General features: G+C 69.1%; 9 protein-coding genes and 1 pseudogene. 5 read left to right on the top strand and 5 right to left on the bottom strand.

Annotation, left to right across the window (positions count from 1 at the left end; all coding sequences use genetic code 11):
- Window positions 1-248 precede the first annotated feature (248 nt).
- Together GA0115259_RS01875 and GA0115259_RS01870 are read left to right on the top strand one after the other, a co-directional pair.
- Window positions 249-890, top strand: a complete 642-nt coding sequence (locus tag GA0115259_RS01875; RefSeq protein WP_093589816.1) for a TetR/AcrR family transcriptional regulator — start codon at window positions 249-251, stop codon at window positions 888-890.
- 100 nt (window positions 891-990) lie between these two features.
- Window positions 991-1302 carry a heavy-metal-associated domain-containing protein gene (locus GA0115259_RS01870; RefSeq protein WP_176732393.1) on the top strand — a complete coding sequence of 104 codons (312 nt, stop codon included), beginning with the start codon at window positions 991-993 and terminating at the stop codon, window positions 1300-1302.
- A 459-nt stretch (window positions 1303-1761) separates the two neighbouring features.
- On the opposite strand, the gene GA0115259_RS01865 is transcribed toward GA0115259_RS01870, so the two are convergent.
- The 5 genes from GA0115259_RS01865 to GA0115259_RS01845 form a co-directional block, all read right to left on the bottom strand.
- Window positions 1762-3060, bottom strand: a complete 1299-nt coding sequence (locus GA0115259_RS01865; protein WP_176732392.1) for a citrate synthase — start codon at window positions 3058-3060, stop codon at window positions 1762-1764.
- Between the two features lie 133 nt (window positions 3061-3193).
- Window positions 3194-5443 carry an SF1B family DNA helicase RecD2 gene (locus tag GA0115259_RS01860; protein ID WP_093589807.1) on the bottom strand — a complete coding sequence of 750 codons (2250 nt, stop codon included), beginning with the start codon at window positions 5441-5443 and terminating at the stop codon, window positions 3194-3196.
- A gap of 294 nt (window positions 5444-5737) precedes the next feature.
- The gene (locus GA0115259_RS01855; protein ID WP_093589819.1) at window positions 5738-6529 is read right to left on the bottom strand and encodes a sugar phosphate isomerase/epimerase family protein; all 792 of its coding nucleotides are present in this window, start codon (window positions 6527-6529) and stop codon (window positions 5738-5740) included.
- A 44-nt stretch (window positions 6530-6573) separates the two neighbouring features.
- Window positions 6574-7734, bottom strand: coding sequence for a dihydrodipicolinate synthase family protein (locus tag GA0115259_RS01850; protein ID WP_093589804.1), 1161 nt, complete (start codon window positions 7732-7734; stop codon window positions 6574-6576).
- Window positions 7731-8882, bottom strand: a complete 1152-nt coding sequence (locus GA0115259_RS01845; RefSeq protein WP_093589801.1) for a Gfo/Idh/MocA family protein — start codon at window positions 8880-8882, stop codon at window positions 7731-7733. Before GA0115259_RS01845 ends, GA0115259_RS01850 begins: the two co-directional genes overlap by 4 nt.
- Window positions 8883-9032: 150 nt before the next feature.
- Between GA0115259_RS01845 and GA0115259_RS01840 the strand changes: the two genes are divergently transcribed.
- From GA0115259_RS01840 to GA0115259_RS01830, 3 genes and pseudogenes are all read left to right on the top strand, one after another.
- The gene (locus tag GA0115259_RS01840) at window positions 9033-10124 is read left to right on the top strand and encodes a LacI family DNA-binding transcriptional regulator (protein WP_093589798.1); all 1092 of its coding nucleotides are present in this window, start codon (window positions 9033-9035) and stop codon (window positions 10122-10124) included.
- Window positions 10125-10257: 133 nt separating this feature from the next.
- Window positions 10258-11253 carry a bifunctional helix-turn-helix transcriptional regulator/GNAT family N-acetyltransferase gene (locus GA0115259_RS01835; protein WP_093589795.1) on the top strand — a complete coding sequence of 332 codons (996 nt, stop codon included), beginning with the start codon at window positions 10258-10260 and terminating at the stop codon, window positions 11251-11253.
- A pseudogene (locus tag GA0115259_RS01830) lies at window positions 11250-11503 on the top strand (sugar phosphate isomerase/epimerase); the annotation flags it as partial. The gene GA0115259_RS01835 and the pseudogene GA0115259_RS01830, both read left to right, overlap by 4 nt.

The raw sequence follows: 11503 nt of genomic DNA, 5'->3' as shown, positions 1-11503 counted from the left end.
CGCCAGGGCCGTGATCACCAGCGCGACCAGCAGAGAGAGCCTGGGCCGCGCGGTGACGAACCGGGTCCAGCCCCCGGGACGCGGGCCGGTATTGACTTCGGACATGGTGCGGTGTCCCCTTCACCGTGACCCGTGGCATGGGTCAGCCGTTGCCATAGAATGACAAACACGAGTCGTCGCTCGCATTTCTCAATTTTGCGAGCCATCGCTCGTGTTTGTCAACCGATCCAGGAAAGCCGGGGATTCATATGCCGGAGCCGAAGAGCGACGCCACGGAAACGGGGAAGCCACGTCGGCGCCAGGCCCGCGGCGAGCGCCGTATCGCCCAGCTCCTCGAAGCGGCGGCCCAGGTCTTCTGCACCACCGGCTACACCGCGGCGAGCACCAACTCCATCGCCCGGGAGGCCGGCGTCTCCCCCGGCACGCTGTACCAGTTCTTCCCCAACAAGGAAGCCATCGCCATCGAGCTGGGCGACCAGCTCCTGGCCCGCTGGCGCGCGACCTACGGACAGGCGTTCCTCCCCGCCCATCTCGAACTCCCCCTGGACCAGCTCCTGGACGCCGTCCTCGATCCACTGATCCAGTTCAACCACGAGAACCCGGCCTTCGCCGTCTTCATGCACGGCTCCGACATCCCCGGCCGTGTCACCCAGGAACACGAAGCCCTCCACTCCTCGATGCTCGCCCGGGTCGAAGGGATCCTCGGCGGCTATCTGCCCGAGGCGCCGGAGGCCGAGATCACCCGTGTCGCACAGACGACCTTCACCGTCTTCAAAGCCGGCCTGGACCTGATCCTCGCCACGGAGGAGCCGGACCAGCGGGACGCGTACATCGCCGAGATCAAGACGGTCCTTTTCCGCTATCTGCATCCGCTCGTCGGAGATCTCTGACGGGACAGCGGGACCGGGCACCGGCCAGGAGTTCACCTTCATACCCCCTAGGGGTATTATCGGCGGGACAGCCGACCCCATCCCCGACGAGGAGAACGCCATGACCACCGAGACCAAGGCCGAGCCCACCGGAACCTCGGGCTCCTGCTGCTCACCCACCGGCTCCCGCCACAGCGACGCAGCCGAAGGGCAGAAGGGCCGGATCACGACCGTCTACCAGGTCACGGGCATGACCTGTGGCCACTGCGAGGGCGCCGTCGCCGGGGAGATCTCCGGGATCGACGGCGTCGTCTCCGTGCAGGCCGTGGCCGCCACCGGACAGGTGACCGTCACCTCCCGGACCCCGCTGGACGAGGACGCCGTACGCGCCGCCGTCGACGAGGCCGGGTACGAACTGGCCGGTCAGGCCTGACCTCGGGCACCCTGAGCGCACAACGCCCCCACGGCCCGGGTGGTTACGAAATCTTTGCGCTCGCGGCCCTTCACATGAACCACAACTCCTTCACAAGGAGATCTAGATCACATAGATTGAAGGGTAACCATCCGGGGGGCTCGCGAGTCTAAGAGGACAATGCCAGAGAACGTCTTGGGGGACGTTCGAAGGGATGTCATGAGATGTCTTGGGGGACATCTCGGACAAGCGAATTGACCGGGGCACGTGCACTGGGGAGCTTTGAGCGGCCCTCCCGTACGTACCCCGGTCAGACCGCGCGAGTAAGCCGCTGCTGGTTACGGCAGACGCCCGGCCCGGATCCCGTGGGGGGAATCCGCTCCGGGGATATGGAAAGCGCCCCGCTCGCCGACCCGTGGGGGGATCGGCGGCGGGGCGCTTTTCGCTACGCCGGGTGCCTTACGGCGCGGGAGCGCCGCGTCAGCGGGCCTCGACCGGGACGAAGTCGCGCAGGACCTCGCCGGTGTAGATCTGGCGCGGGCGGCCGATACGGGAGCCAGGCTCCTTGATCATCTCGTGCCACTGGGCGATCCAGCCGGGCAGCCGGCCGAGCGCGAACAGCACAGTGAACATCTCGGTCGGGAAGCCCATGGCCCGGTAGATCAGACCGGTGTAGAAGTCCACGTTCGGGTAGAGCTTGCGCGAGACGAAGTAGTCGTCGGCGAGAGCGTGCTCTTCGAGCTTGAGCGCGATGTCGAGCAGTTCGTCGGACTTGCCGAGCGCCGAGAGGACATCGTGCGCCGCCGCCTTGATGATCTTCGCCCTGGGATCGAAGTTCTTGTAGACGCGGTGCCCGAAGCCCATGAGCTTCACGCCGTCTTCCTTGTTCTTCACCTTGCGGATGAAGCTGTCGACATCGCCGCCGGCGGCCTGGATGCCTTCGAGCATCTCCAGCACCGACTGGTTGGCGCCACCGTGCAGCGGGCCCCAGAGGGCGCTGATGCCGGCGGAGATCGAGGCGAACATGTTCGCCTGCGAGGAGCCGACGAGACGCACGGTGGACGTCGAACAGTTCTGCTCGTGGTCCGCGTGCAGGATCAGCAGCTTGTCGAGCGCGGAGACCACGACCGGGTCCGGCACATACTCCTGGGCCGGGACCGAGAAGGTCATCCGCAGGAAGTTCTCGACATACCCGAGGTCGTTGCGCGGGTAGACGAAGGGATGGCCGATCGACTTCTTGTACGCGTACGCGGCGATGGTCGGCAGCTTGGCGAGCAGCCGGATCGTGGAGAGATGGCGCTGCTTGTCGTCGAACGGGTTGTGGCTGTCCTGGTAGAACGTGGACAGCGCGCTGACCACGGAGGACAGCATCGCCATCGGGTGGGCGTCGCGCGGGAATCCGTCGTAGAAGCGCTTGACGTCCTCGTGCAGCAGCGTGTGCTGGGTGACCTCGTTCTTGAACGAGGCCAGCTCGTCGACCGTCGGCAGTTCGCCGTTGATCAGCAGATACGCCACCTCGACAAAGCTGGACCGCTCGGCGAGCTGCTCGATGGGATAGCCGCGGTAGCGCAGGATGCCCTGTTCGCCGTCGAGGTAGGTAATGGCGGACTTGTAGGCCGCGGTGTTGCCGTAGCCGCTGTCCAGAGTCACCAGACCGGTCTGGGACCGGAGCTTCCCGATGTCGAAGCCCTCATCGCCGACCGTGCTGTTGATCACCGGGTAGGTGTACTCGCCGTCGCCGTACCGCAGTACTACCGCGTTGTCGCGTTTCTCGCTCACGTCATCCCTCACCGACGTAGTGCCTCTTCTTCGAGGTGCCCTGACTGTCTCTACCATCCCCCATTTGGCTCAGGAGAGTGCACTCGGGGTCGGCCATTCGGCCTTTTGGCGGCACTCAGTGCCGCCAACCTCCTCATCCTGCCCCCTTCGCCCCGGTTGCGAAAGTCCCTGCCGGCCGCGGGCCGCCCGACAGCCGGTGGTCCAGCGCCGTGAAGCGTCTGCCCGCCGAAACCGTCCGCACCGCCTGTCCTATGGCCTTGCGGGAGCCGACCAGCACCACCAGCTTCTTGGCACGGGTGACCGCCGTGTAGAGCAGGTTGCGCTGGAGCATCATCCAGGCACCGGTGGTGACCGGGATGACCACGGCCGGATACTCGCTGCCCTGGGAGCGGTGGATGGTCACGGCGTACGCGTGTGCCAGCTCGTCCAGCTCGTCGAAGTCGTACGGCACCTCCTCGTCCTCGTCCGTCCGCACCGTCAGGCGCTGATCGTCCAGGCTGAGCGAGGTGACCACACCCACGGTGCCGTTGAAGACTCCGTTCTCCCCCTTCTCATAATTGTTGCGAATCTGGGTGACTTTGTCGCCGACACGGAAGACCCGGCCGCCGAGCCGCTTCTCGGGCAGATCGGGTCTGGCCGGCGTGATGGCCTGCTGAAGCAGACCGTTGAGGGCGCCCGCGCCGGCCGGGCCGCGGTGCATCGGTGCCAGGACCTGCACATCGCGCCGTGGATCCAGCCCGAACTTGGCGGGGATCCGTCGGGCGGCCACATCGACCGTGACCCGGCCCGCGTCCTCCGTCTCGTCCTCCACGAAGAGAAAGAAGTCCGTGAGGCCCTCGGTGAGAGGGTGCACCCCCGAGTTGATGCGGTGCGCGTTGGTGACCACACCGGACTGCTGGGCCTGCCGGAAGATCCTGGTCAGCCGGACGCGGGGCACCGGGCCGCCCTCGGCCAGCAGATCGCGCAGCACCTCGCCCGCCCCGACCGAGGGAAGCTGGTCCACATCTCCCACCAGCAGCAGATGCGCGCCCGGCGCCACCGCCTTGACCAGCTTGTTGGCCAGCAGCAGATCGAGCATCGAGGCCTCGTCCACCACCACCAGATCCGCGTCCAGCGGCCGGTCCCGGTCGTACGCGGCGTCGCCGCCCGGCTTCAGCTCCAGCAGCCTGTGCACCGTGGACGCCTCGGCGCCGGTCAGCTCGGCGAGCCGCTTGGCCGCACGCCCGGTGGGCGCCGCCAGCACCACCTTGGCCTTCTTGGCCCGCGCCAGCTCGACGATCGAACGGACCGTGAACGACTTGCCGCAGCCGGGACCGCCGGTCAGAACGGCGACCTTCTCCGTGAGCGCGAGCCGGACCGCCTGCTGCTGCTCGGGAGCCAGCTCCGCGCCCGTACGGCCCGCCAGCCAGGTCAGCGCCTTCTCCCAGGCCACGTCCCGGAAGGCCGGCATCCGGTCCTCGCCGGTGCGCAGCAGCCGCAGCAACTGGGCGGAGAGGGACAGCTCGGCGCGGTGGAAAGGGACCAGATAGACCGCCGTGACCGGCTCGCCGCCGTCCGGGCCCGGCACCGTCTCCCGTACGACTCCTTCGTCCTCCCCGGCCAGCTCGGCGAGGCACTCGATGACCAGGCCCGTGTCGACCGCGAGCAGCTTCACGGCATCCGAGATGAGCTGCTCCTCGGGCAGGAAGCAGTGTCCCTGGTCGGTCGACTGGGACAGGGCGTACTGAAGGCCCGCCTTGACCCGCTCGGGGCTGTCGTGCGGTATGCCCACGGCCTGGGCGATCCGGTCGGCGGTGAGGAAGCCGATGCCCCAGACATCCGCCGCGAGGCGGTACGGCTCATTCCTGACGACCGAGATGGAGGCGTCCCCGTACTTCTTGTAGATCCGCACGGCGATGGAGGTGGAGACGCCGACGCCCTGGAGGAAGACCATGACCTCCTTGATGGCCTTCTGCTCCTCCCAGGCCGCGGCGATGCGCTTGGTCCGCTTGGGACCGAGTCCTGGCACCTCGATGAGCCTCTTGGGCTCGTCCTCGATGATGTCGAGCGTGTCGAGGCCGAAGTGCTCGACTATCCGGTCGGCGAACACCGGGCCGATGCCCTTGATCAGACCGGAGCCCAGATAGCGGCGGATGCCCTGGATCGTGGCCGGGAGGATCGTTGTGTAGTTGTCCACCGTGAACTGCTTGCCGTACTGCGGGTGCGAGGCCCACCGGCCCTCCATGCGCAGTGACTCGCCCGGCTGCGCGCCGAGCAGCGCACCGACCACGGTGAGCAGATCGCCGCCACGGCCTGTGTCGACCCGGGCGACCGTATAGCCGTTCTCCTCATTGGCGTAGGTGATCCGCTCGAGGACGGCTTCGAGCACTGCTGGATTGGACATGCCCCGACGCTACCGCCCGGATCCGACAGCACGGCGCGCCTGTGGACAACTTCGGTGCCCCGACGGCCAGGAGGGCACCGTCCGCTCGTCAACTCCCTACAGGCACCGCTCGGCGGCTCCGTGCGGCCATCGGCCCGCTCCGGCGCTACAAGGGGCCCGGTCCTGCGACCGGGCCCCACGCGCTCCCCCCTCCAGCAGAGCCTTCCGATCCCCCCGGATCCCTCCCCGAAGGCCCTGTTGACGAATACGACTCATGTCACCCGGGAAGGGTTGCACGGTTTCGCAGAGTCATTTTCACCGCGCGTGCCGGACGTACCGGTCGACCACCTCGACCAGCACTTCCACGCCGTCCCGCGCCCACAGTCCGTCGTTGAACAGCTCCACCTCGACCGGGCCCGAGTAGCCCGCCGCGTCGACCCGTTCGCGCCAGCCGCGCAGATCGACCGCTCCGTCGCCGAGCTGGCCCCGGCCGTTCAGCACCCCGGCCGGAAGCGGCGTCGTCCAGTCGGCGAGCTGGAAGGAGAAGATCCGTCCGCCCGCGCGTGCGACGGCCGCGGGCGCCCGGTCGTCCCACCAGACGTGGTACGTGTCCACGACCACCCCGACCTGTCCGGCCGGAAAGCGCTCAGCCAGTTCGAGGGCCTGGTCGAGCGTGGAGACCACACAGCGGTCGGCCGCGAACATCGGGTGCAGCGGCTCGATCGCCAGCCGGACGCCACGCTCCGCCGCGTACGGAGCCAGCCCGGCCAGCGCGTCGGCGATCCGCTCGCGCGCCGCGCGCAGATCCCGGCTGCCCGCCGGAAGCCCTCCGGAGACCAGGACGAGAGTGTCCGTGCCCAGTACGGCGGCCTCGTCGATCGCCGCGCGGTTGTCGGCCAGCGCCTCGGCGCGCCGGGCCGGTTCGGTCGCGGTGAGAAAGCCGCCGCGGCAGAGCGTGGTGACGGCGAGTCCGGCCTTCCGTACGAGCTTGGCGGCGGCCTCGACTCCATACGCCTGGACCGGTTCGCGCCACAGGCCGACGGCCGGCACCCCGAGACGGACGCAGGCCTCCGTCAGCTCGGGCAGGGTGAGCTGTCTGACCGTCATCTGGTTGATGCTGAGGCGGCTCAGATCGCCGTTCGACGAGCCGGTCACGGGTGTACTCCGTACACACTCAGCAGCGATCTCATCCGGGCCTCGGCGCGTGCGGGATCCGGGAACAGGCCGAGCCCGTCTGCCAGTTCGTAGGCCCGCGCGAGATGCGGCAGCGAGCGGGCCGACTGGAGGCCGCCGACCATGGTGAAGTGGTCCTGGTGACCGGCCAGCCAGGCGAGGAAAACCACGCCCGTCTTGTAGAAGCGCGTGGGTGAGCGGAAGAGATGGCGGGCCAGGCCGACGGTGGGATCGAGGAGTTCCCTGAAGCCTTTGGTGTCACCCGTGTCCAGGACGCGGACGGCTTCGGCCGCCAGCGGGCCCAGCGGATCGAAAACACCGAGCAGAGCGTGGCTGAAGCCCTGTTCGTCGCCGGCGATCAGCTCCGGATAGTGGAAGTCGTCGCCCGTGTAGCAGCGCACGCCCGCCGGCAGCCGGCGGCGCAGCTCGGTCTCACGCCCGGCGTCCAGCAGCGAGACCTTGATCCCATCGACCTTGCCCGGATGCTCGGCGATGACCTGGAGGAAGGTCTCGGTGGCCGCGTCGAGGTCCGTGCTGCCCCAGTAGCCCTTGAGGGCGGGATCGAACATCGGGCCGAGCCAGTGCAGTACGACCGGTTCCGCCGCCCTCCTTAGGAGGTGGGCGTAGACACCGAGATAGTCGTCAGGAGCCGTCGCGGCGGCGGCAAGGCCGCGGGAGGCCATCAGAATGGCCTGGGCGCCGGTCTCCTCGACAAGCGCGAGCTGCTCCTCGTACGCCGTGCGCACATCCTCCAGGGAGGCCGCTCCCGGGGCCAGTTGGTCGGTGCCCACGCCGCAGGCGATCCGGCCGCCGACCGCCTTCGCCTCGGCGGCGGAGCGGCGGATCAACTCAGCGGCGCCCGTCCAGTCCAGGCCCATACCGCGCTGCGCGGTGTCCATGGCCTCGGCGACCGCCAGGCCGTGCGACCACAGATGGCGGCGGAAGGCGAGCGTGGCGTCCCAGTCGACGGCAGCCGGCGCGTCGGGGCTGGTGTCGGCGTACGGATCGGCGACGACATGGGCCGCGGCGAAGACCGTACGGGAGGCGAGCGGCGGCCCTCCCGTGGTGAAACGGGCAGGCTCGGAGCGCGGCGTGTATGTATGCGTCCCTCCCTCGGCTGAGGGCAGTCGCAGGGTCACAGCGTCAGCTCCGGCACCTCGAAACGGCGGCCCTCCGCGGCGGACCGCAGCCCCAGCTCGGCGAGTTGCACACCACGCGCGCCCGCGAGCAGATCCCAGTGATAGGGCTCGTCAAGTGCCACGTGGCGCAGGAACAGCTCCCACTGCGCCCTGAAGCCGTTCGCGAACTCGTCGTTGTCCGGAACTTCCTGCCACTGGTCGCGGAAGGACTCGGTGGCGGGCAGATCGGGGTTCCAGATGGGCTTGGGCGTGCCCGCGCGATGCTGGATCCGACAGCCGCGCAGTCCCGCGACGGCCGAGCCCTGTGTGCCGTCGACCTGGAACTCGACCAGTTCGTCGCGGTTGACCCGGACCGTCCAGGAGGAGTTGATCTGGGCGACCGCGCCGCCGTCCAGTTCGAAGATCCCGTACGCCGCGTCGTCCGCGGTCGCCTCGTACGGCTTGCCCTGCTCGTCCCAGCGCTGCGGGATGTGCGTGGTGATGAGCGCCTGGACGCCGGTGACCCGCCCGAACAGCTCGTGCAGGACGTACTCCCAGTGCGGGAACATGTCGACGGTGATGCCACCGCCGTCCTCGGCGCGGTAGTTCCAGGAGGGACGCTGGGGCTGCTGCCAGTCGCCCTCGAAGACCCAGTAGCCGAACTCTCCTCTTACGGAGAGGATCTCGCCGAAGAAGCCTCCTTCGACAAGGCGCTTCAGCTTGAGCAGACCGGGCAGGAAGATCTTGTCCTGGACGACACCGTGCTTGATGCCGGCGCTCCTGGCGAGCCGGGCCAGTTCGAGGGCGTCGGCGAGATCCGTCGCGGTCGGCTTCTCCGTATAGACGTGCTTGCCCGCGGTGATCGCCTTCTTGAGGGCTTCGACACGGGCGGAGGTGACCTGCGCGTCGAAGTAGATGTCGACCGTGCCGTCCGCCAGAACCGTGTCGAGATCGGTGGACCACTCGGTGAGGCCGTGGCGCTCGGCGATCGCCTTGACGGCGTGTTCGCGACGGCCGACGAGAACGGGCTCGGGCCACAGTACGTCGCCGTCCCCGAGGTCCAGCCCGCCTTCCTCGCGGATCGCGAGGAGAGAGCGCAGCAGATGCTGCCGGTATCCCATGCGCCCCGTGACGCCGTTCATGGCGATCCGCACTGTCCTGCGTGTCACGAAGTTCCCTCCATACGGCCGCAGCAAGCGCTTTCTATGAGGTAGAAAGCTAGCCTGCGACAGCGGCCGGTACAAGAGCCCGCCCCGATCTCTCCCGCGATCTCCCGCGCGCTCTTCCGGAGATCCCTCTCGTCCCCTTCGGAGGAAGCGATGACAGTCACCCTGGCGGATGTGGCGGCCCGCGCCCGGGTGTCGCCCGCCACCGTCTCCCGCGTGCTGAACGGTAACTATCCGGTCGCCGCCGCGACCCGGGAGCGCGTGCTGCGGGCGGTGGACGAGCTGGACTATGTACTGAACGGGCCGGCCAGTTCGCTCGCCGCGGCCACTTCCGACCTCGTCGGCATCCTGGTGAACGACATCGCCGACCCGTTCTTCGGGATCATGGCCGGTGCCGCCCAGACCGAGATCGGCGGCCAGGAGGGCACCGGCAGAGCGGGCGGCGAGAAGCTCGCCATCGTCTGCAACACGGGCGGCTCGCCCGAACGCGAGCTGACCTATCTGACTCTGCTCCAGCGCCAGCGGGCCGCGGCGGTCATCCTCACCGGCGGGGCACTCGAAGATCCTCGGCACACCGCCGCGATGACCGCGAAGCTGGCGAGACTCGCGGACGCGGGGACCCAAGTGGTGCTGTGCGGGCGTCCACCGCTGCCGGACAGCGACGCGATCGTGGCGGCGCTGGCCTTCGACAACCGTGGCGGCGGGCGGCGGCTGACGGAGCATCTGCTGGCGCTGGGACACCGGCGTATCGGTTATGTCGCGGGGCCCTTGGAGCGTACGACGACGCGGCATCGGCTGGAGGGCCACTGGGCGGCGATGGCGGCGGCCGGGCTGAGCGAGAGATGGCCGGCCGGCGGGACGGCCGAGGGACGGAAGTCGCTGACGGTGCACGGCCCGTACACCCGCCGCTCCGGATACGAGGCGACGCTGGAGCTGTTGCGCCGCGCGCCGGATCTGACGGCCGTGGTCGCGGCCAATGACACGGTGGCGCTGGGGGCGTGCGCGGCCGTGCGCGAGCAAGGGCTGCGCATTCCGCAGGATGTCTCGGTGGCGGGGTTCGACGATCTGCCGTTCGCGGTGGACGCGGTGCCCGCACTGACGACCGTGCGACTGCCGCTGTACGAGGCGGGCGCGCGGGCGGGACGACTGGCGATGGGGACGGAGACGCCGCCGCCTGGCGGGATCGCCACGATCGCGGCGGAGCTGATGGCGCGGGCGTCGACGGCACCGCCGCGGGGCAACTGAGGGCGCGAATCAGGGGGGCGGGCGCCGGTTGGCGGGTTGTCGCCAGAGTGCGGATTGATCCTTGTCGGCTGTCGGCAGCCGGGCTTAACGTTGACTCAGTCAAAGAAAAGGCCGGGAAGTCCGGGGGTGGATCATGGCTGTCCAGGAAGTCCGTGCGTTCAACCGCTTCTATACGAATCTCATCGGGGCGCTCGACTACAGCAAGCACCTCTATACGCCGTTCACGCTCACCGAGTCGCGGGTGCTGTACGAGCTGGCCCACGCGTCGCGCACCGACGCCGCCGATCTGCGGGCCGAGCTGTCCCTCGACGCCGGATATCTGAGCAGGCTGCTGACCAAGTTCGAGCGTGACGGGCTGGTCGGGCGCGCGCCGTCCGAGCAGGACTCACGGCGTCGGCGGATAACGCTGACACCGCGAGGACGCGAGGCCGCGGCGCTGCTCGACGAGCGGTCGCGGGAGGCCGTGGGCTCGCTGCTCTCGCGGGTCGAGCCCGAGCTGCGGCCACAGCTCACGGACGCGCTGCGGACGGTGCGGGACATCCTCGGCGCCGGGCGTCCCGGCCCGGCGCACCGGGACGGACCGATCCTGCGCGATCCGGTCCCCGGCGAGCTGGGCTGGATAGTGCAGCGTCATGGCGCGCTGTACGCGGCGGAGTACGGCTGGAACACCGAGTTCGAGGGCCTTGTCGCCGGAATCGTGGCGGACTTCGCGCGGGACCACGACTCCAGGCTGGAGCGGGCCTGGATCGCCGAGCTGGACGGCGGCCCGGTGGGTTCGGTGATGTGCGTACGGGACGACGGGCCGGAGGCACGGGACGCCGAGCCGCACACCGCGCGGCTGCGCCTGCTGCTGGTCGAGCCGACGGCCCGGGGACACGGCCTCGGGGAGCGGCTGGTCGGAACGGTGGTGGAGTTCGCGCGTGAGGCGGGCTACCAGGAGCTGACGCTGTGGACCAATGACGTCCTGACCACCGCGCGGACTCTCTACCAGCGCGCGGGATTCACTCTCGTCGCCGAGAAACCGCACCACTCCTATGGAGCGGACCTGGTCGGCCAGGACTGGCGGCTGCCGCTGCGGGAAGAAGCGGCCATACCCATGGAAGGACAGCGGAAAGGAACAGGCCCATGAAGCTCGCCTTCTCGACCCTCGGGGTGCCCGGGCTGTCCATACCCGAGGTCGTCGCGCTCGCCTCCTCAGCTGGCTATCGGGGAGTGGAGTTGCGGGCCCATCCGGAGGAGCCGGTGCACCCTGGGATCGGGGTACGCGAACGGGCCGCGGTGGTGGACGAGTTCAAGCGCGCGGGCATCGAGATCCTGACGGTCGCGGGATACACCCGGGTGGCGAGCGCGACGGCCGATGAGGACCGGCTGGGCCGGGG

Origin of the sequence: Streptomyces sp. MnatMP-M17 (genome assembly GCF_900091995.1) — a bacterium.
GTDB lineage: Bacteria > Actinomycetota > Actinomycetes > Streptomycetales > Streptomycetaceae > Streptomyces.
The sequence above is the reverse complement of the archived record's forward strand: the minus strand, read 5'-3'. Positions and strand labels throughout refer to the sequence as shown.

Excerpts from the sequence above, each read along its gene's own strand:
- GA0115259_RS01875 (WP_093589816.1), top strand. The coding sequence starts at position 249 with ATGCCGGAGCCGAAGAGCGACGCCACGGAAACGGGGAAGCCACGTCGG.
- GA0115259_RS01870 (WP_176732393.1), top strand. The coding sequence starts at position 991 with ATGACCACCGAGACCAAGGCCGAGCCCACCGGAACCTCGGGCTCCTGC.
- GA0115259_RS01860 (WP_093589807.1), bottom strand. The coding sequence starts at position 5,443 with ATGTCCAATCCAGCAGTGCTCGAAGCCGTCCTCGAGCGGATCACCTAC.
- GA0115259_RS01855 (WP_093589819.1), bottom strand. The coding sequence starts at position 6,529 with ATGACGGTCAGACAGCTCACCCTGCCCGAGCTGACGGAGGCCTGCGTC.
- GA0115259_RS01840 (WP_093589798.1), top strand. The coding sequence starts at position 9,033 with ATGACAGTCACCCTGGCGGATGTGGCGGCCCGCGCCCGGGTGTCGCCC.
- GA0115259_RS01835 (WP_093589795.1), top strand. The coding sequence starts at position 10,258 with ATGGCTGTCCAGGAAGTCCGTGCGTTCAACCGCTTCTATACGAATCTC.